15 protein-coding genes and 1 tRNA gene are annotated in these 19833 nt (G+C 57.9%); 2 read left to right on the forward strand and 14 right to left on the reverse strand.

Going from position 1 to position 19833, the window contains the following annotated elements:
• Positions 1-4 precede the first annotated feature (4 nt).
• The 10 genes from ACSMXM_RS05980 to ACSMXM_RS06025 form a co-directional block, all read right to left on the reverse strand.
• A complete protein-coding gene (locus tag ACSMXM_RS05980; RefSeq protein ID WP_460314841.1) occupies positions 5-976 on the reverse strand; it encodes a hypothetical protein in 972 nt (323 codons plus the stop codon).
• A gap of 23 nt (positions 977-999) precedes the next feature.
• Entirely contained in the window at positions 1000-2163 is a 1164-nt protein-coding gene (locus ACSMXM_RS05985; protein WP_460314843.1) for a glycosyltransferase family 61 protein, read from the reverse strand.
• Positions 2164-2200: 37 nt separating this feature from the next.
• A complete protein-coding gene (locus tag ACSMXM_RS05990; RefSeq protein WP_460314845.1) occupies positions 2201-3295 on the reverse strand; it encodes a glycosyltransferase in 1095 nt (364 codons plus the stop codon).
• The gene (locus ACSMXM_RS05995) at positions 3292-5241 is read right to left on the reverse strand and encodes a glycosyltransferase (protein WP_460314847.1); all 1950 of its coding nucleotides are present in this window, start codon (positions 5239-5241) and stop codon (positions 3292-3294) included. Before ACSMXM_RS05995 ends, ACSMXM_RS05990 begins: the two co-directional genes overlap by 4 nt.
• Before the next feature lie 110 nt (positions 5242-5351).
• Positions 5352-5657, reverse strand: a complete 306-nt coding sequence (locus ACSMXM_RS06000) for a hypothetical protein (protein ID WP_460314848.1) — start codon at positions 5655-5657, stop codon at positions 5352-5354.
• Positions 5658-5661: 4 nt separating this feature from the next.
• The gene (locus ACSMXM_RS06005) at positions 5662-6732 is read right to left on the reverse strand and encodes a glycosyltransferase family A protein (protein ID WP_460314850.1); all 1071 of its coding nucleotides are present in this window, start codon (positions 6730-6732) and stop codon (positions 5662-5664) included.
• 452 nt (positions 6733-7184) lie between these two features.
• Positions 7185-7259 (reverse strand) — tRNA-Val (locus tag ACSMXM_RS06010).
• Positions 7260-7341: 82 nt separating this feature from the next.
• A complete protein-coding gene (locus tag ACSMXM_RS06015) occupies positions 7342-7614 on the reverse strand; it encodes an HU family DNA-binding protein (protein ID WP_460314852.1) in 273 nt (90 codons plus the stop codon).
• A gap of 103 nt (positions 7615-7717) precedes the next feature.
• Positions 7718-10096: an endopeptidase La gene (gene lon, locus ACSMXM_RS06020; protein WP_460314854.1), complete on the reverse strand. Its 2379-nt coding sequence runs from the start codon at positions 10094-10096 to the stop codon at positions 7718-7720.
• Positions 10097-10290: 194 nt separating this feature from the next.
• Positions 10291-11661, reverse strand: coding sequence for a tetratricopeptide repeat protein (locus tag ACSMXM_RS06025; protein ID WP_460314856.1), 1371 nt, complete (start codon positions 11659-11661; stop codon positions 10291-10293).
• A gap of 212 nt (positions 11662-11873) precedes the next feature.
• On the opposite strand from ACSMXM_RS06025, the gene ACSMXM_RS06030 reads away from it, so the two are divergent.
• Positions 11874-12842 (forward strand): mechanosensitive ion channel family protein, encoded by a 969-nt coding sequence (locus ACSMXM_RS06030; protein WP_460314858.1) that lies wholly within the window; start codon positions 11874-11876, stop codon positions 12840-12842.
• Positions 12843-12863: 21 nt separating this feature from the next.
• Here the strand turns inward: ACSMXM_RS06030 and gyrA are convergent, their stop codons facing one another.
• The 3 genes from gyrA to ACSMXM_RS06045 form a co-directional block, all read right to left on the reverse strand.
• On the reverse strand, positions 12864-15446 hold the full coding sequence (gyrA, locus tag ACSMXM_RS06035; protein WP_460316362.1) for a DNA gyrase subunit A: 2583 nt from the start codon (positions 15444-15446) through the stop codon (positions 12864-12866).
• 150 nt (positions 15447-15596) lie between these two features.
• The gene (locus tag ACSMXM_RS06040; RefSeq protein WP_460314860.1) at positions 15597-16733 is read right to left on the reverse strand and encodes a mechanosensitive ion channel family protein; all 1137 of its coding nucleotides are present in this window, start codon (positions 16731-16733) and stop codon (positions 15597-15599) included.
• Between the two features lie 35 nt (positions 16734-16768).
• Complete coding sequence (locus ACSMXM_RS06045) at positions 16769-17764, reverse strand: DNA topoisomerase IB (RefSeq protein WP_460314862.1); 996 nt, start codon at positions 17762-17764, stop codon at positions 16769-16771.
• A gap of 110 nt (positions 17765-17874) precedes the next feature.
• On the opposite strand from ACSMXM_RS06045, the gene ACSMXM_RS06050 reads away from it, so the two are divergent.
• Positions 17875-18399 carry a type 1 glutamine amidotransferase domain-containing protein gene (locus ACSMXM_RS06050; RefSeq protein WP_460314864.1) on the forward strand — a complete coding sequence of 175 codons (525 nt, stop codon included), beginning with the start codon at positions 17875-17877 and terminating at the stop codon, positions 18397-18399.
• 1 nt (position 18400) lies between these two features.
• On the opposite strand, the gene ACSMXM_RS06055 is transcribed toward ACSMXM_RS06050, so the two are convergent.
• On the reverse strand, positions 18401-19828 hold the full coding sequence (locus ACSMXM_RS06055) for a DUF5935 domain-containing protein (protein ID WP_460314866.1): 1428 nt from the start codon (positions 19826-19828) through the stop codon (positions 18401-18403).
• Between the last annotated feature and the right edge of the window lie 5 nt (positions 19829-19833).

The raw sequence follows: 19833 nt of genomic DNA on the forward strand, positions 1-19833 counted from the left end.
CTCCCTACTGGCGGGGTTCGCGCGCCCGACGATGCGCGGAGATCATGCCGCGAAAGGAATGCCAGCGGCTGGTGCTTCTCCGCGCGCGCCCGACAGCCACCGCAAGCTGCGCGCCGCCGTCCCCGGCAATACGCCGCACCGCCTCCATACCCGCCTGATTGACGTTGGTTGCGGCCCTGAAATCCGCCAGCGCCGCGTTCACCGACTCTGCGTCCGTCGCGTACCAGCACCCCTGCAAGGGCCAGGAATATATGACGTATTTTCCCTGCCCGAGCGCATCCAGAACCATGCGAGGCAGGCCATCATGCTGCGTAAGGCGCAGAAGCACCCCTGCCCGGTTCCATACGCCCTGCATGTCCGACACCCACCCGAGGCTCTCGACATTCCCGAAATGCGCCAGACAATGTGTATCGTCGCCCACAATGATGAAGGAGAGATCCGGGTTCGCCGCAATAGTCTCGGCAATCAGAGGTTCGCGGTAAAATTCCTTCCTGCTGGCGGGCAGATATACGAGGACGGCCGGGCACGGCCTGGTATCATCGGGAACACTGTCAGGCTTTAGCTGGCTTACCGACGGAACGAACACGGCATCGACACCGATTTGGGCCAGTTCCAGAACCAGATGTTCGGCCATGGCGATGTTCAGATCGATGGCGCGACCGAAGAAATGCGTCAGCTCTACGGCTTCTGCATCGTCGGCAGCCCTTAGGACGTCCGTACCCACCCAGACGCGGATGATACGACAGCCGAACAGTCGCGCCATGTGTAGTTGGCGGGCAAAATAGCGGGTGGGCTTGCCGTAGACAGTGACGATGACAAGGTCGTGCGAACGCACCAGCTTTAGCCAGCGGCGCTGGTCGGTTGTTTCGGCGCCCTCCGAAAAGCTGACCTGCAGCCCCTCCTCCTGCAATACCGACCCGATGCTGAGGGCGGGCGCTGAATGGGTCGCCGGCTCGCCCGCGATAAGGACACGCACAGGTCCACGTGACGCGACGCCTCTCACGGCAGGCGGGACAATACGTCCTCCAGACGAGCCGGATCGACGGACATATCCTTTTCCAGCGGATGCCCGCTGCCGACGGAGGTGCTCGCAACAATGTAATAATCATGGCCAAGAGCGGCGGCGAGAGCATAGAAATTGGGATTGGGGAAACCCGGATCCGCCATTTCGATGATGACTGCACCCGGCGGACAGAAAAGCATGTTTGTCATCCCTGCGCCATGCGGAGCGCAGATGACGCTGGCATCCTTCATCAAGGCGAGCTGCTGGCGAAAATCGAGTTCCTCCATGAAAACCTTTTCGAAGCCAGCGGGCTCCAGAAGTTTCCACAATTCATCCTCATTCAACAAACGCCTCCGCTCGGCGCGTTCCCTGCTGATAAATATGCGGCGGCCGATGACCGGGCGGCTGGGTACGCCAAAGGCGACGGGCACTTTACGCAACAGATCGGGCCGGAAACGGTCAGTCTCCAACAGGGTAAGTTCGCCAACCAGAAGGGGCGAATTCATGTCGAATTTAGGGAGGCTGTCGAAATCGATGCCGATTATGTCAAGGGAGTCCCGCATCGTCTTTGGCAGATCCGCTGGCATTAGCAGATCATCCGTCAAGCCAAGCTCCTGCATCAATATCAATTTCGGCAGATGCGCGGTCAACCAGTGCGAATAATTGTGATATACCCTTTCCGCAAACCATGTGGCTTTTTCGATGCGGCGCGGCGGCCCCGCACGTCTGATGAATTCACCATGCCAGAACCGGTAGCGGATTTCCCTTGTGATCAGCGCTTTGCTGTCTTCGTTGATGATACAGGGTACAAAATCGTTGCTGCGCGCCGGATCGCGGTAAAAGGATATCAGGCAGTTCGGCATTGTCGCCCGCAGGGTCTCGCCGCTTTGCCGGGACGGCACATCCCGGAATGAATAGCCCCACCAGCCGGGATCGGCTGGAAGGGTCCGGAGATTCTCTACATTTTTCGGCAGGGGATTGGTCGCGGGCTCAGCGGTGTGGACCACTTCTAGTTTGACCCGATCGCCTGCGCGCCCGGCATATTCCTTCAGGCTTTCCTGCTGCACGGAGCGATAGCCGACCCAGCGACCGGGAATACCCGCCGCAACGGCGGCTTCAGCGATCGGCTGCACCAAGGGTCCGAGCAGAGACTTTATCATCGATGTTCTGCGATCATCGGCATCGCCGCCCGAATCCTCACGCCGCAATAGCTTCCACGCGGTTCGTCGGCCATAGGTCGGTCAGCAAAGATATATGGTTATTAATGTTGGATTTTTCGGCCTGAACGAAGCCAGCCTCGCGTATGTCCTCAGGAACCGGCTGGCTGATGATCTTTCGTGCCTCGTCGATGGTGTCGAACAGGAAGCCGGCATCGCCGATATATTGCTTCAGATCCGGCCTGATATTTGCCATGCAGACGCCGACGCCTGCCGCCTGCGCCTCTGCGATCGCCATGGGCCATCCGACTGTCGCCATGTCGAAATTCGCGGTATAAACAAGCCATTGATGCTTCTTATATTCGGGGGGCATCTCTTCCGGTTCCAAAAGCTCACTAAAGTGGACCGGGCTGCCATGCGCCTTGTTCACGTCTTCCAGACGTTCGGAATGATAGCCGACTGGATAGAGATTGAACTGCCGGCTGGGCATTGAGGCGGCCAGTTCTATGAAATCATCCATCTGTTTTTTCGGCGTTACCACCCCGGTATTCATTATCGCATCGCCATTGGGGGAGCGATCGCGAAAACTTTCGACATCAACGACGGGAAAGCAGTCGATAATCTTACCTTCGGCTACCCCCTCGCGGATCAGCCACGGGCGCTGAAAGGGAAAACCAAGAACTCCCAGACATTGGTCGTCGTTCAGCAGGGGGAGCGCTCTTCGGATGCGATCGGCAGATCCATGTAGCGCATCGGGACGTCCCACCAGCTTTTTGATGCGTGGTTTTAATCCGCGCGGACGAAGGGGAAGCACGTCGAATGAGTGGGAACGGATCGTATAGGGTACGCCCAGCCGCTGGGCTATTTCCGCAACCAATTCGACGCCAAAGAAATAATGGCCATGGATGACGTCGGGTTTGAATTCCTGGCCGAATTCCACGGCTTGATCCGCGGACTCCAGGGCCGTGAAAGGCAGGTGGTTCTTATACGGGCGATCGGCCGGCTTCATCGACAGGATCGCCACCTCGTATTCATCACCCAAAGCTTTCAGCTCATTCTTCACATAGGTTTGTGAAAGCTGTGGAAATTCTCGGACGACGTAAAGCACGCGGATTTTCGAATTGGCGTTTATCATGACGTTCTCCGGGGCTTGAATGGCCTTTTAATCGTGTCAGGCACCAAAAGAGAGGCGAGGACCGAAACGGTTCTTTTATCGAAAGGCTTTTGGCGAAACGCATTAAATGCCAGGCGTCGCCCGGCAGACGGGTTTCGAACGGACGGACGCATTGTTCGATCCACACTTTCCAGTAAATATTCATGCGCCAATGAATGTCGTTTCAGCGCATCCTTGTGCTTGGCGAAATATTGATCCCGCGCTTTTCGATTTCGTTCTGCGTGACGCGAGCGACGCTCCCCGGTCCCACCTTCTTGCTCATCATGATGGATGATTAGGGGTTCGCTGACGCATGCGATCTTGTACTTGCGTGCAATCCGGGTCCAATAATCATGATCTTCTATGGCCAGCAGATCAGTGTCAAAAAACCCTACGTCTGCTGAAACGGAACGCCGCACCATTCCGCTGGAGGGTGCCCCATGCAAAATGTTCTTCAGAAGAAGCGTGTCGTACAGATCACCTTGCTGACACGCTTCATCGCGCAAGATGGTATCCTCCGATTTGTAGGTCAGCGAACCTGTGTACAGCATACCGACGTCACATGATTGCTCATCCATCATGGCCAGTTGAAGGCTTAATTTGTCCTGCAGCCATTCATCATCGTCATCGAGAAAGCACACCAGGGCGGCGCGTGCCTCTCTCAAACCCCTGTTGCGTGCGGCAGCTACGCCCATGTTTTCCGGCTGGGGGATATATCGAATGCGCGCATCGTCGAAACTGGTCACCAGCGCTTCGATAGCCGCGGACGGTTCATCGTCCACGACCAGGAGTTCGAAATCCGCCATGCTCTGGCCCAGGACGCTACGCATTGCACGTCGCAGTTCATCTGGGCGGGCATAGGTCGGTATGATGACACTGACACGGGGAAGTTTGGTCGGATTAGCAGTTACCAGCGTCGAAGAAGAGCTGGCCGGGATGCGTGCGGCGGTTTCCAATCCCCATTCCGGGGCGCGTCCATAAACTGAACCGTCGGCTGGTTCAGGCAAGCTCCGAGGCTTCGAAGAGCGCCCACCAATTTTCCGTAGCCGCTCGCCCAAGGGCAGCAGGTTCGACGCCTTATCCTTGAAATCCACAGCGATGGCGGGATCTACGGATGCGGCATCCTTGGCAAGCAGCCAATAGGCGTCGGATAGAGCGGCCCGACATTCCTGGAACCTCCCCGCCGCCTCGATCGCCTCTCTGATTTCGAGGAGACTGCTCGCGCGGCTATGCAATCCATCCCGCTCGTTTCGCTGGCTGCTGACCGACTGCTGGCCCCCCTCCGGCACTCTGCGATACAGGGAGATGCAGTCCCCGCTGAACTGCAGCGACGTACCGCGTGCGAAGGCCCGCATCATCAGTTCCCCGTCCTGATTGACTTTGAGCCTCTGATTCCATCCCCCGCTGTGAAGGAAAGCGTCTCGCGACCACAGCACACCACAAGGGGGAATGTACCAGCCCCTTAGCCACGCCGAGATCGGGTCATCGCCCCGCCTTCGTGGTGCACAGGACGGAGGCCGAACCATCCAATCATCATCCTCCAACTGAAGGCGACACCAGCTACCTGTTGCTATACCGGGCTGGATACGAAGGAGGCTTGAAAGCTCGCTCAGTACGTTCGGCCCAAGCACATCGTCGGCATCCATGAACATGACATGTTCTGAACTTGTACACGCAAATCCAGTATTTCTCGCGGCGGGGGCGCCCTTCTCCTTTACCTCGACTACAGCGATCTTATCGGAAAGAGCGCGAAGGGCACAGGCAATCTTCAGACTGTCATCCGAAGACCCGTTGTCGGCGATGATGATTTCAGAAGGGGGGAGCGTTTGCTCCAGGACAGAGCCGACGGCCTGAGCCAAATAGGGCGCGGCATTGAAGCATGGAATCACGACCGCGACGTCATGAGGAGTGGCAACAAGGGGATTCATCTACAATATATGCCGCCCATTACAGGCATCCTCCGCTCCCGCCGGGAATAGCGCGCCTTGCCCAGATTTCTGCCAAAATAACATCCATGAAGAGCGAACGACTATGGCAATCAAACCGCAACGACGGATCTCTGCGATGACGCTTCCACAACGATGAAATCGGAATAAGACACGCCGCGCTTCGCAAGCGCCTCCTGCATTACTTTTCTGATGGTCCTCAAATTTTCCTTCAGAACTACTTTCATGCCCTGCTTGTCCATTGGGGAAATCTGGCGTTGCGTTACTCTAGAAACCGGCACGTGAAAAAGCACGCGGCGGTTCTCCACAATCGCGGGGATGGAGCAGGTTGCGCCATCTTCCTTCATTTCAGCTTGGCTGATCATAATGACCAGCGATTTGCCGACGCGTGAACCCATGTCCCTAGCGGTCACTGGCAACCTCACACTCTTGTGCCCCCGCCGCCTGACGACCCACAGGCGTTCTGCGAAGGGTATCGAGGAAATTTGTTCTTTCGGAGAGGGGTCGATTTAGCGGTGCCCGGAGAAGACTCTCGATTAGCCGCCTTCCATATAAAAAATATGCCTCAGCATCCTTATGCCGCGAGGGAATGGCCAAAAAGGTTCGATGAACAAAAGAGGGCCCCTTGGCGCTTGCCCAATAAAGCGCCTTTTCCATACTTTCTTTTTCAGCGCCCAACAGAATTTCCAGGTGCGCACCCTTCTCAGGCAAAAAGTTTCTATACTTTTCCAGTACGTTCAGAGCATTCATCGAATGGCGTATAGCATTGTCGCGAGAGCTGAGGCTGTTCGACTGATAATGGATTGTCGCCAGTTTTGCCCACGTGAAGGCCCAAGGCCCTGAGCAATGCAGCGCGACATTCAGAAACATGTCCCGATCGACTGCCGAGGGCAGTTTCGGATCGCAGGGCCCTGCCGCCGGAAACGCATCCCGCCTGATCATGAACGTTCCAGGCGCGATGAATGCGCCCGGAAGCAGCTGCCGAAAGGGATCCACCAGCTTGAGGGAGCTTCCGTCACGGATGAAATCCACGCCCTCTTCAACCAGCTTCGGACGCAAATAACTTTGATTTCCTATTGTGCCGTTTTCGCGGCGCAGCGCGTCACCGAAACAAACGACGGCATCTTTGTTTTTCGAATGAATAGACTTAAGGCTGGCTAAAGTGTCCGCGTGATATTCATCATCTGCATCGACAAAGCTCACGAAATCACAATGTGCGTGCGAAACCGCATGGTTCCGCGCATTTGCAACGCCAGCATGCTCCTGCCGCAGTAAGGTTATTTTAATTCCAAGGGAAATTGCGGCGGATTTGACAACATCAGCAGTTCCGTCGGTGGACCCATCATCGCAAACCAATATCTGGTCAAAAGGTATACTTTGTGAAGCAACACTTCGAAGACATCTTTCAATAGTCTTCGACGCGTTGAAACAAGGTATAACTGCAGTCACTGTTGGATAGGAATTCACCTTCATCTTAAGTAACACCGCGCAAAAATATGATTTACAGTCACAAAAAGCTACTTACGGCTTATCCTGAAATGATGCATTAACTTAGATCATTTTGGACATATATTTGTACCACTCAATCAAACTGAAGGATCCGCTAGCCAATAGACGCGATGCCTGATCGTTCCGCGCCGCCGCGGCTGAACCAGTTTGGAGGCTATTCCCGAACCGGGCTGAGCGGGGCCAAACCACCTGCTCAAGGAAAGATTAGAGGCTCGTCGTCGGTAACACGGGCAAGCTAGCCGTTCCGGTCAAACGGACGGCAGAGACCGAAATTTAAAGGAAACGGGCGGTCGACGAAGTGGATTGAACGGAACCCTGCCCGGGTCCGCAACGCCAGGATGCCTGAGCCACATATGTGCGGCGAGAGGGATGCAGATTTAGCAGGCAGGTGATCGCAGGCTAAATCACTGAAATCATGGTGGGCGCGGCAAGGTTCGAACTTGCGACCCCTGCCGTGTGAAGGCAGTGCTCTACCGCTGAGCTACGCGCCCACATATGTCAGAAGCTGGCGCGTATAATGCCAAGGCTGCGACGCGTCCACAAGCAACAGGCCGGCCCTGGCATTTGGATAGTTTAGTTGACCGCGTCCTTAAGGCCTTTGCCAGCCTTGAATTTCGGTTGGGTCGATTCTTTGATCTGCATCGGTTCGCCGGTGCGCGGGTTGCGCCCCGTCGACGCTTTGCGCAGCGCTGTCGAGAAAGTTCCAAATCCGACTAGGCGGACTTCATCCCCGGACTTCAATGCAGACTGTATACTGTCGAACACTGCGTCTACCGCCTTACCCGCATCGGCACGGCCGATCCCCGCCTGATCCGCTACCGAGGCGATCAACTCCTGCTTGTTCATCAACACTCCCCTTCATACACACCGGCCGCTCCTGCAGCGGCGGGAACCTTAAACGTCCCGGCCCGCTGCAAGTCAAAGGCTTTCCCGGAATAATTCGTGGCGCTTAATGCCGAATTGACGGCGCCTGGGGGTCAGGCTCGGTGGCAAGTGTCTCCGGCTCTATCCACTCGATCGCCTCCAATGGTGCCGTCAGGGCCAGTTCCAGCACCTGATCGACATGGCTGACCGGATGAATGTCCAGCCCTTCCGTGATGTTCTTGGGGATCTCTGCCAGATCCTTCTCATTCTCCGCCGGGATCAGAACCGTCTTGATACCGCCGCGCAGGGCAGCAAGCAGCTTTTCCTTCAACCCGCCGATGGGCAGGACGCGGCCCCTCAGTGTGACCTCACCCGTCATTGCCACATCCTTGCGAACGGGAATGTCGGTCAGCGTGGAGATAATGGCCGTGACCATGCCGACACCGGCGGACGGACCATCCTTGGGCGTTGCTCCTTCAGGAACATGAACGTGAATGTCCCGACGCTGAAAAATATCGGGCTTTATGCCATATTCCGGCGCGCGCGCCTTGATGAAGCTCAGCGCGGCCTGAATCGACTCCTTCATCACGTCGCCCAGCTTGCCCGTTGTCCGGATCTGCCCCTTGCCGGGTACCGTAACCGCCTCCAGAGTCAGCAATTCGCCGCCGACCTCCGTCCAGGCCAGCCCTGTCACCGCGCCGATCTGATCCTCTTCCTCGCTTGCGCCGAAGCGGAACTTCCGAACCCCGGCATATTCGCCCAGATTATCTGTCGTGACCGTCACGCTTTCGGTGGCGTTCTCGATGATCTGGCGCAAGGATTTGCGCGCCAGTCGCGCGATTTCCCGCTCCAGCGTGCGAACGCCCGCCTCGCGCGTATAATAGCGGATCAGGTCGCGCAGTGCGTCATCCTCAAGGGCGAACTCGCCCTTCTTCAGGCCGTGTTCCTTGATCTGCTTGGGCAGAAGGTGCGACTTGGCAATCTCGACCTTCTCGTCCTCAGTGTATCCCGACAACCGAATGATCTCCATCCGATCGAGCAGCGGCTGAGGCATGTTCAGCGAATTGGCCGTCGTGACGAACATTACGTTCGACAGATCATAATCGACCTCCAGATAGTGATCGTTGAATTTCGAATTCTGCTCCGGGTCCAGGACCTCAAGCAAGGCAGAGGACGGATCGCCCCGGAAATCCTGCCCGAGCTTGTCGATTTCATCCAGCAGGAACAGTGGATTCGACGTACCCGCCTTTTTCATGTTCTGCAGAACCTTGCCAGGCATGGACCCAATATAGGTGCGCCTGTGGCCACGGATTTCCGCTTCGTCGCGAACGCCGCCCAGCGATTGGCGAATGAATTTGCGGCCGGTCGCCTTCGCGATGGAACGACCCAGCGAGGTCTTGCCGACGCCGGGCGGGCCGACGAGGCACAGGATCGGCCCCCTGACCTTCTTGGCGCGGGTCTGCACCGCCAGATATTCGATAATCCGCTCTTTTACCTTTTCCAGACCATAATGGTCCTCGTCCAAAATGCGCTCCGCCTCGATCAGATCCTTGCGCGTGCGGCTCTTCTTCGTCCAGGGCAGGCCCAGCAGGACATCCAGATAGTTGCGAACAACCGTCGATTCCGCAGACTGCGCCGCCATCGATTTCAGCTTTTTCAGCTCGGCCGTGGCCTTCTCCAGCGCTTCCTTGGGCAGGCGCGCCTCGACCAGCTTTTCCTCATATTCCGAGATTTCATCGACGTCGTCGTCGCCCTCCAGCTCACGCTGGATCGCCTTCATCTGCTCGTTCAGATAATATTCGCGCTGCGTCTTCTCCATCTGACGCTTGACGCGGCCTTTGATCTTTTTCTCGACCTGCAGGACACCAAGCTCGCCCTCCATCAGGCCCAGAACCATCTCCAGACGCTTACCGGCATCCGGCTCGGCGAGTAGTTTCTGCTTGTCGGGAATCTTGACGTTCAGGTTCGACGCGATTGCATCCGCGGCGCGTGCGGGGTCGTCCAGCTGCTGCACCTGAACGACGACTTCCGGTGCGATTTTCTTGTTCAAACGGACATATTGCTCGAACTGTTCGCCAGCGGAGCGCTGAAGCGCCTCGACCTCGTCGCTCGCCTCTACCACATCTTCCAGGGGGCTGAACTGACCCGAGAAGAACGGCCCTTCGGTCGACAGGCTTTCAACCTGCGCGCGCTTCTGTCCTTCGACGAGCACTTTAACCGTCCCATCGGGCAGCTTCAGCAGCTGCAGAACAGTGGCGACTGTTCCCACCTCGAATAGATCGTCGCCATCCGGATCCTCCACGGACGCGTCTCGCTGCGACAACAAAAGCACGCGCTTATCGCCCGCCATCACGGCCTCCAGCGCCTTTACCGATTTGTCGCGCCCGACAAACAGGGGCACGATCATCTGCGGGAATACGACGATATCGCGCAAGGGAAGTACGGGAAGGGTTTCGCTTGTCATGAAATCTGCTTTCTCAGCTCCAAATTTGGAGCCATGGTAGGTGTGTCGTCGTCCATATGGGAGCCACTTCGCCTCCCTGCAATAAACCGATTATCGCAAGAAAGCGTGTACGCACGGCCGGCTTGTCGCTGCAGTCCCAAAAAAAGGGGCTGCGCCATTCAGCGCAGCCCCTCAATATCCACTCCTGAGGTTACTCAGCTACCGCTTGAATCCGGGTTAGCTGGCGCTGGGGCGGGAGCTGGCGTCGGTGCGGCTGCCGGGGCGGCAGCTGGCGTCGGCGCGGCAGCGGCGGGCGACTCCAGATTGTCCACATGCGCCTCCCAGAAGCGTGCGATGCCACCCTGCGTACCGCCCGTAACCTTTGCGAAGGCCTCGCGGGCGCCGGCAAGATCGCCCTGGCGGGTGAGCGCGATGCCCAGGCGGGTGTTGGCCTCGGCTTCGTCGATTCCGCCCTTTTCCATGGCCAGACGGTATAGACGCGCCGCCTCTTCGTTTTCGCCATATCCCAAATAGGCCGTGGCCGTAGAGAGGGCGAGCCTTCCAGTAGCCTCGCCCTCTGCTTCATCTGCAAGACCAGACAGTTCGCTGCGGTCCCTGCCGAGACGATCCTGGATCACGGAATTCACGTCCTGCGCGAAGGAGGTGGAGGCACCCGGATCGCCGGCAGCTTTTGCTTCTTCCATGATGGCATTCGCCTCACCGACATAGGCTGCGCTGTTCGCGGTATCCGCATAGTCAATATAATCGCTGCGGGTACGCTGACCATTCACCTCACCCTCCGGCTGCAGCGCACCAGTGTCGTGCATCAGGCGAAACACATCGAGATCGGACTGATCGGTCGTTTCCGCCCCGTCGCGGAACAGTACCAGCGTGTCACGCCAATGCGACTCGGTGGGGTGCGCGCGCACCAGCGACAAGGAAGGCTGCATAATATCCTGCTGATTGTCATACGCGATCTTCAGCACCTGACGGTACCAGGCGGGATCCGCGGGCTCGCCGGTGGCTTCCTGCAGTTCGATGGCTCGCTGGAAACGAGGCATTGCGCCCACCTCATCGCCGGCCTGCAACTGCATCACGGCGACATTGAACACAGCCGTCGGATTTTCCGGGTCCGCAGCCAGCAATTGCTCAAAATACTGAGTTGCCGCGGCTTGGTCGCCACGCTCCAGCGCCAACCGGCCAAGTTCCTGATACAGGCTGGAACGGGCGGTTGCCGACATAGCCTCACTGTTTGAATCCAGCATTCCCTTGATCGCGGTCTCACGCAGAGCGGCGTCGCCGGTCTGGTCGGCGATATTGAAGCGGAACTGATTGAGATAATAAAGGTCGTCCGGCTTCTCAGCGACGCCCTCGGCTTCTGTCAGTTTCTGGGTTGCCGTGGCCATATCACCAGCCTGGATCGCTTCCTGAGCTTCTGAAATTGGCTTCACAAACTTCCTCGAGAAATCCGGCGAATAGGCTTCGGCTTCCTCCTGCGCAGCTACCGCCGTTGCGGGCAGAACTGTTGCGGAAAGTCCGCCCATGGCAAGTGCGGCACCAAGGGCGAAACGGGATACGAATTTCATATGCTAGACTCCAATATCGTCAATTTCAGCGGGCGTATCTTTGCCACCCTCAAACCCTAATATGAAGGGGCCGGGGTGAATACGCCTTGAACGTGCAACGTGCTGCTGCACCGTCCGTTGCATGAATATGGTCTGGTCGGAGGAGAATAGTCATTCAACAGGATCGATCAGCAAATGCCGTCGACGCGACCATTCGGCAGCCAGCGGAATTGGTGAACGAGCAGTTGCGAGAGATCGTCGCGGGTTTTTACCGTTCGATACCCAACATCATTGCTGGCATCATCTTTTTGCTGATTGCCTGGCTTGTGGGAAAACTCGTCAAGCGCGGCATTGCCTCGCTTGCCGCGCGCCGGGGACGCCCCGATCTTGGAACGTTGATCGGCACGTTGGTTCAGGGCGTCTTTATGATTGCCGCCCTGCTGACGGCCGCTGCCATCGTCTTTCCCAGCGTACAGCCTGGCGACGTGCTGGCGGGTTTGGGCGTCGGGTCGGTGGCAATCGGCTTCGCCTTCAAGGACATATTGCAGAATCTTTTCGCAGGATTGCTGATCCTCATTCGCCGCCCGTATGGCATTGGCGACCAGATCGTCGTCGACGAGTTCGAGGGCACCGTGGAGCAGGTCGAAAGCCGTGCCACGATCATAGAAACCTATGATGGACGGCGTGTCATCATTCCGAACAGCGACATTTATACAAAGGCCGTCATCGTGAACACGGCACATGCCCAGCGTCGTGACGAATATCTTGTCGGTATCGGCTATGGTGACGATCCGCTTGCCGCTGCGGAGATATTTCGCGTGGCTATCCGGGATGTGCCCGGAGTCCTTATAGAGCCGCCCGCGGAGTGCTTCCCCTGGGAATTGGCCGATAGTACGGTCAACCTGAAGATGCGCTGGTGGGTGCTTTCCAGAAGAACGGATATGGTGATGACCCGCGCCCGTGTGCTCGCGGCTGTCTATAATGCAGCCAAGGAGGCGAGCATCGATTTGCCCTTTCCAACTCAGGTCATGCTGTTTCACGACCAGACCGAAGAAACCGACGGGGACCGCACCGCGCAGCGGGAGGGATGGCCCGCAGGAGAAAAGCCCCCGCGTCCCGCCCGGCGGGCAAGGGGCGCGATGTTGGAAGAGGCAAATGTCGAAATGGAGATTGGTGACGGCAAGGGGCAACTGGCTGGGTAGGCCGCTGCCCCCTATCCCAACTTATTCTCCGTCCGGAATTTCCGTATCGATGATTGAGGAATCCGCCTCTACCGTCTTCGTGCCGGTCGACTGATCGTCGGAGTGGTCCTCGTCCTCGTCTTCTTCCAGGATCTTTGCGGCGGACACGATCTTCTCATTCTCCGCCACCTTGAACAGCGTCACACCCTGCGTGGTACGGCTGGTAATACGAACGTGGGTCGTCGGTATGCGGATCAGTTTGCCCTGGTCGGTGACGAGCATCAACTGCGCGCCTTCCTCAATCGGGAAACTCGCCACGACCGGCCCTGTCTTGGTCGTCATGTCGATATTGGCAACGCCCTGCCCGCCCCGCTTGATACGACGATATTCCTTGGATGAGGTCTGCTTGCCAAAGCCGTTCTGGCTGACTGTCAGGATCATGTCGGCACTGTCATCGCCTGAAATCACGGACAGTGACATGACCTTGTCATCGTCCTTCAGCGTAATGGCACGAACGCCCGTCGAGGTGCGGCTGGTAAAGGACCGCACGTCGGTGGACGAAAAGCGTATGGCCTTGCCATTGCGTGTCGCCAGGAAAATATCCTGATCGTCTGTGCAAAGCGCCACGCCGACCAGCGCGTCGTCCGACCCTTCGTCGAAACGGATGGCCAGTTTCCCTCGCGTCGGGATGTTCGTGAACTGGTCCATGGAGTTACGGCGCGCAGAGCCATTCTTGGTAACGAATATGACGCTCAACGCACCCCACTCCGCCTCATCTTCGGGCAGCGGCAGGACCGTGGAGATCGTCTCCCCCTCCTCCAGCGGCAGCAGATTGGCCATGGCGCGGCCGCGAGACTGCGGAGTGCCCTCCGGCAGTTTCCAAACCTTCAGACGGTAAACCTTGCCGGCTGAAGAGAAGAACAGAACCGGGGTGTGAGTGGACGTCACGAACAATTGCGTGACGACATCCTCGTCTTTCATGTTGAGACCCGAGCGACCCTTGCCGCCGCGCCGCTGCGCCCGATAAACCGACAAGGGCACACGCTTGATATAGCCGGTCATCGTCACGGTAACGACCATTTCGTCCCGCTCGATCAAATCCTCGTCGTCTATGTCGTCGAGGTAAGGCAGGATTTCGGTCCGGCGCTCGGTCGCATAGGCGTCGCGAACTTCCATCAGCTCGTCGCGCATGACATTGTAAAGCCGGGCCCGATCGCCCAGAATGTCGAGCAGATCCTCGATGGTGTAGCTGATTTCCTTCAGCTCCCCAGCGATCTCTTCACGGCCGAGTTGAGTCAGGCGATTAAGGCGCAGATCCAGGATCGCCTTCACCTGCACATCGGACAGACGATAGGAATCGCCGTCGACCGCCGCGCCGCGCACCCCCTCACCTTCGACGAGAGCGATATATTCCTCGATCTCTGCCAGGTCCCATTCCTTGGCAAGCAGCTCGTCGCGCGCGACGGCGGGACTAGCCGCACCGCGAATGATGCGCACCACCTCGTCCATGTTCGAGACGGCAACGACCAGGCCGAGCAGGATATGTGCCCGCGCCCGCGCCTTGGCGAGCTCGAACTTGGACCGGCGGGTAATCACTTCCTCGCGGAACCGAATGAACGCCTCGATGATGTCGCGAAGGTTCAGCAGCTCCGGCCGCCCGCCGCGAATGGCAAGCATGTTGAAGCTGAAGGACGTTTGCGCCGGGGTATAGCGATATAACTGATTGAGGACGACGTCCGCCGACGCGTCCCGCTTCAATTCGATAACCATGCGCACGCCGTTGCGGTTGGATTCGTCGCGCACTTCGCTGACGCCCTCGATGCGCTTGTCCTTTACCGCATCGGCGATCTTCTCTTCCAGATTGTCGAGACCGACCTGAAACGGCACCTCTGTAAAGACAATGCGTTCCGCCCCGCCCGGGCGCTGTTCGATGACCGAACGCCCCCGCATGATGACGCTGCCGCGGCCGGTCGTGTAGGCTGACGCCATGCCGCCCTGCCCCATGACGTACCCCCCGGTGGGAAAATCAGGAGCGGGCACGAATTCCATCAATTCCTCGGCGGTAATCGCCGGATTTTCGATATAGGCCAGCGCAGCATCGATGACTTCGCCCAGATTATGCGGCGGAATATTGGTGGCCATGCCGACGGCGATGCCGCCCGCGCCGTTCACCAGCAAATTAGGGAATCGCGCCGGCAGGACAGACGGTTCGCTCTCCGACCCGTCATAATTGTCGATGAAGTCCACCGTATCCTTGTCGAGGTCGGTGGTCAGCTGTTCCGTCACGCGCTCAAGCCGCGATTCCGTATAGCGCATGGCCGCGGCCGCGTCGGGATCCTGGCTACCGAAATTGCCTTGGCCGTCGACCAGCGGCACGCGCATCGACCAGGGCTGCGCCATCCGGACGAGGGCATCGTAGATCGCGCTGTCGCCATGGGGGTGATATTTACCCATGACATCGCCGACGATACGCGCCGACTTGCGATAGGGCCGCCCGGCGACATAGCCGCTTTCGAATGCGGCATAAATAATACGCCGGTGCACCGGCTTCAGACCGTCGCGCACGTCGGGCAGCGCCCGGCTGACGATCACGCTCATGGCATAATCGAGGTAGGAGGTCTTCATCTCCTCCGTGATGTCGATGGGGCGGATATCGTCATCGCCGCCGCCGGTAACGGGCGTGTTATCGTCCAAGTTTTCTGGGTCCTGCCATCGTGGAAGTTCGTGACAATTCCCTTACGGCAGCAGCCCCTGAAAGGCCAGCAAAAGCTCCCCTTAGCTGACTGCCTCCGCAACGCCACGGGGGTCGACCGGACGACCGTCCGGGCCAGCAAGGAACTGCGTCTGCGTGGGATAGGCAAAATCGACGTCCAGTTCGGCGAAGCGTCGCGCCATGGCGAACATGATATCCTGCCGCCGCTGCATCATTTCGCCGTAATCCGCACTTTCCGAATAGAAAACAAGCTCATAGTCGATCGAACTGGCACCAAACTGAAATGCGTGGTTGCGGTCGAATGTGGCACCCTCCGTGTTGGCGACAATGGTTTCCACCTCCTTCTGCAACTGTTCCAGGAGATCGGGTGTCGTCTGGTAGGTAACACCATATTGCAGGATCACGCGCCGACGCTGAAACAGAGCAAAGTTGCGGATATTATCTTCCAGCAACTTGGTATTCGAGATGATCACCTGCTCCCCGTCGAGGGCGCGAATGCGCGTTGTTTTCAACCCGATATTTTCAACGGTTCCGGTCGTTTGTCCGTAATTGATGACGTCCCCTTTCTTGAAGGGCTTGTCAAAGATGATCGACAGGGCGGCGAACAGGTCGGAGAAAATGCCCTGTGCCGCAAGGCCGATCGCGATGCCGCCAACGCCAAGACCCGCAACCAGTGCCGTGATATCGACACCCAGATTGTCGAGGATCAGGATGACGGCCAGCGCCCAAACGATGATCGACACGAGCAGACGAATGATCCCCATTGCGGTCTGCAAGGTCGATTCGTCGCCATGGGGGTCATTGGCCTTGCGGGCGATGACCGCCAGGACGAATTCGCGCGCCCAGATGGCCCCTTGAACGACGGTCGCGACGGTAAAGAGGAAACTGATGAATGTCTGGAAACCAGCGGGCGCATCCGCCGTCAGCATCACACCCTCGGCCGCCACCGCCGCGAGGAAAAAACTGTTTGTACGCTGAATGATACGCGCGAAGATTCCGCGCCAGCTGTAAACGCCGTGTCGGTCAGGATCGCCGGCAATTTTCTTCAGCCCCTCGCGTATGAGGACCAGGACCAGATAGAGGACGACAGCCGCACCCACATAAAGCAAGGCATCCTGGGAATCCTCGCGCGCCCACACTGCGATCTGATCCAGCGACTGCGTGACCCGCGAAACGGGTTCAGTAATCTTCTCTTGCATCGGGAACCCCTCGGACATGTCCCCGCGATCGGGGTTCAGGCGGCTTCGCGCCTCAGAAATTCAATGAGACCACGCTCGTTTGCCGACAGATAAGCCGTCCGTCGAGGAAGTTTCAACCCCGCTGCCGCCTTGCACCCGTCCTCCTTGACGCACGCGATCAAGGCAGGATGCACATATGATTTACGGCTGATCGCCATGGTGTTGCCCAATTGCTCCGCCACCGGGGTCAACATCGCCTTCAGGGTCAGGCCTCCGTCTGACTCGATGATCTGCTGAAAGGCGATCACACTGGCATGCCAGGTGCGGAAATGCTTGGCCGTGAAATCAGTGCCCATCGCCGCCCGGATATAGTCATTCACTTCGCAGGAACTGACGCTGTGCGCCTCGCCATCATCGTCGCGCCAGGCGAACAGGCGCTGTCCGGGCAGGTCGTGGCAGCGCCGGGCAAGACGCGCCAGCGCCGCATCCTGCACGCGCAGGCACCGCGCCTTCCCGCCCTTGCCGACAAAATCCAGATAAAGGCTGTCACCGCGAACCACCGCGTCGTCCTCCGTCAGCGTCGTCGCGCCCCGCGTATCGTTTTCCTTTGCATAACTGTCATTTCCCACCCGCAACTTGCCAATATCCAGCAATCGCACGGTCGCAGCGAGCATCCTTTCGCGCGACAGGGTCCGGCGGCGCAGATCCGCCTCCACCTGCTTCCTCATGGCCGGAAGGGCATCACCAAAGGCTGCGGTTCGGGAAAACTTGTCCGCCTCCTGCGCTTCGCGAAATTGCGGATGATAACGATATTGTTTGCGCCCACGGGCATCGCGACCGGTTGCCTGCAAATGTCCGTTCGGCCAGCGGCAATACCAGACATTTTCATAGGCGGGCGGAACGGCGAGCGAATTCAACCGCTGAATCTCGTCTTCTTGCGTAACCCGATGCCCCTCAGGCTGAAAATAGTGCCAGGATTTATAACGCCAACGACGGGTCAGGCCCGGTTCGCTGTCGTCAACATAACGGAGTTTGGGGATCGGATGGGGCATCGGTGATGATGCAAACGCCGACCCGGCCATCCGGGTTCCCAGCGCCTGCCTGGAACTAGAAGCCGATCGACATGTTGAGGGAAAAGCCCCTTATTACAAAGGATTGATATATGTCAAAGCGTGTTCTCATTATCTCCATGGAGGCTTTTGAAAAGTCCGAACTCTTTTACCCTCGCAGTACCCTGATCGATGCGGGCATCGAAGTCGTCGTGGCCTCGAAGGAGATGGGCGAAATTCGGTCAATGGACGGCCTCGACTGGTCCGATCCAATAGAGGTGGATAGTACATTTGGCGATGTGAGTGCGGCCGATTTCGACGCCCTCCTGATCCCCGGCGGGGTCGCCAACCCCGATACCATGCGTGTCGAATCCCAGGCCGTCGATCTGGTGCGTGCTTTTGTTAAGGCAGGAAAGCCGGTGGCCGCCATTTGTCACGCTCCGTGGATGCTAGTTGAAGCAGACGTCGTGAACGGAAAGACCGTCACGTCCTATCCCACCGTTCGCACCGACCTGAAGAACGCTGGCGCCAAGGTGGTGGACCAGGAAGTGGCAACCGACGGCAATCTTATCACCAGCAGGAATCCCGACGATCTGCCGGCGTTCACCAACGCCCTCATCGCCGCCCTGAACAAATAGCTTATTCGGCAGGCAGCGCGCCGGGGCGCAATTTTGTATTTTGATTACGTGCCCCGGGTTTGGCCCGCTTGACGATAACCGGGACATTCCTTGCGGCGGCGATTTGATCGGAACGCAGATAGGTCATGGCGACAGTCAGCGCGACGAAGTGATAAAAGGCCGGTTGCAGCGCGATGCCGACGAACAATGATCCGGTCATATAGACGGGGATCGTCGTCGACATCGCCGTGCCGAACGTTCGAAACCACTCGCTTTCTTTCAAAAGGGGACTGTCCTCCGGCTCCGTCTTTTGCAGTTTGCGCTCCGTCTTCACCAAGTTGCGAGACCTGATCCAAACGAGGACCACGATACTGATCCAGAGCAGAAAACCGGGAATGCCCTGCTCGCCCAGCATTTCGAAATAGCTCGAGTGAAATGCGCGCGCGCGGTCTTGAACGGAGTAACTGGTCGTGTCGGTGTTCCCGGCCTCACCGGTAGTTTTCGACATATCGATAGTAACATTATTGATTTTATAGACGTTAAAGCCGCCCCCAAGCGGGTTTGCTGCCACGTAACCCAGCGTCCAATCCCACACCGCCAAACGCGTCGACGCGGACTGATCCGATTGCACCGCCTCCAGGGTGGACATGCGGTCGGTGAAGCTTTGCGGCAGAAAGGGTATGGAGATCAGAGCGACAAGCACCAGCGCCGTTGCGCTGATCATCTTGTTCTTGCTCCGCAGCCACACGAACCCAGCCAGTGCGGCCATCGCGACGAGGCCGGTTCGTGCCTCGGCACCGATCGTGACCAGCACCATCGACAGCGTGATCCCCAAAGCGGCCAGGAATGTAACCTTCGAAGGCTTTATGAAGCTGTTATATTTGTAGAACCACCATAGCAGCGGTACGATTGCCAGCGACGTGGTTGCCAGGGTCGATCCCTCGTAAAGCCCAGTATTATTGTTCACCAGGAACAGTGAAGATCCATAGCCGCCGCCGCCCATCAGAACCTTGCCACCAGCTGAAAGCGTAATGGCGCTGATCGAAAACAGAATGACCGCAAGCGCGGCTTCGATCCGCACACGGGTGGTCAGGACGAGCGGTATGAAAGCCGAAAACAGCAGCGCTTTCGTTACCCAGTCGAGCTTCACGGCACCGTCAGGGACAACCATCCACCCGTAGGTGGACATAGTCATATACCCAACCAGCAGAACAACGAGCGTCTGCAGGGCGCTGAAGCGAAACTTCTTTTCCTTATCGAGAAACAGAAACGACAGAAACGCGCCTGCGCCCAGAATCATGGCAACCGGAATCTGGTTGAATACATAATAGCCGAGACGCTGCGGCTGTAGAAAGTCGATCCACAAATATCCGAGGGCCATGAAATATGGCAGCCGAAAGTTCACCAGGATAAACGAGAACAGGATCGCCAGAAGAAGGAGGTCGCGCATTGCCG

The sequence above is a fragment of the Pacificimonas sp. ICDLI1SI03 genome (assembly GCF_054740865.1).

What these genes read in the sequence shown, in the direction of transcription:
- ACSMXM_RS06045 (WP_460314862.1), bottom strand. Translation starts at nt 17,764, where the DNA reads ATGCCCCATCCGATCCCCAAACTCCGTTATGTTGACGACAGCGAACCG.
- ACSMXM_RS05985 (WP_460314843.1), bottom strand. Translation starts at nt 2,163, where the DNA reads ATGATAAAGTCTCTGCTCGGACCCTTGGTGCAGCCGATCGCTGAAGCC.
- ACSMXM_RS05995 (WP_460314847.1), bottom strand. Translation starts at nt 5,241, where the DNA reads ATGAATCCCCTTGTTGCCACTCCTCATGACGTCGCGGTCGTGATTCCA.
- ACSMXM_RS06015 (WP_460314852.1), bottom strand. Translation starts at nt 7,614, where the DNA reads ATGAACAAGCAGGAGTTGATCGCCTCGGTAGCGGATCAGGCGGGGATC.
- lon (WP_460314854.1), bottom strand. Translation starts at nt 10,096, where the DNA reads ATGACAAGCGAAACCCTTCCCGTACTTCCCTTGCGCGATATCGTCGTA.
- ACSMXM_RS06050 (WP_460314864.1), top strand. Translation starts at nt 17,875, where the DNA reads ATGTCAAAGCGTGTTCTCATTATCTCCATGGAGGCTTTTGAAAAGTCC.
- ACSMXM_RS06055 (WP_460314866.1), bottom strand. Translation starts at nt 19,828, where the DNA reads ATGCGCGACCTCCTTCTTCTGGCGATCCTGTTCTCGTTTATCCTGGTG.
- ACSMXM_RS06040 (WP_460314860.1), bottom strand. Translation starts at nt 16,733, where the DNA reads ATGCAAGAGAAGATTACTGAACCCGTTTCGCGGGTCACGCAGTCGCTG.
- ACSMXM_RS05990 (WP_460314845.1), bottom strand. Translation starts at nt 3,295, where the DNA reads ATGATAAACGCCAATTCGAAAATCCGCGTGCTTTACGTCGTCCGAGAA.
- ACSMXM_RS06000 (WP_460314848.1), bottom strand. Translation starts at nt 5,657, where the DNA reads ATGGGTTCACGCGTCGGCAAATCGCTGGTCATTATGATCAGCCAAGCT.
- ACSMXM_RS06005 (WP_460314850.1), bottom strand. Translation starts at nt 6,732, where the DNA reads ATGAAGGTGAATTCCTATCCAACAGTGACTGCAGTTATACCTTGTTTC.
- ACSMXM_RS06025 (WP_460314856.1), bottom strand. Translation starts at nt 11,661, where the DNA reads ATGAAATTCGTATCCCGTTTCGCCCTTGGTGCCGCACTTGCCATGGGC.
- gyrA (WP_460316362.1), bottom strand. Translation starts at nt 15,446, where the DNA reads ATGAAGACCTCCTACCTCGATTATGCCATGAGCGTGATCGTCAGCCGG.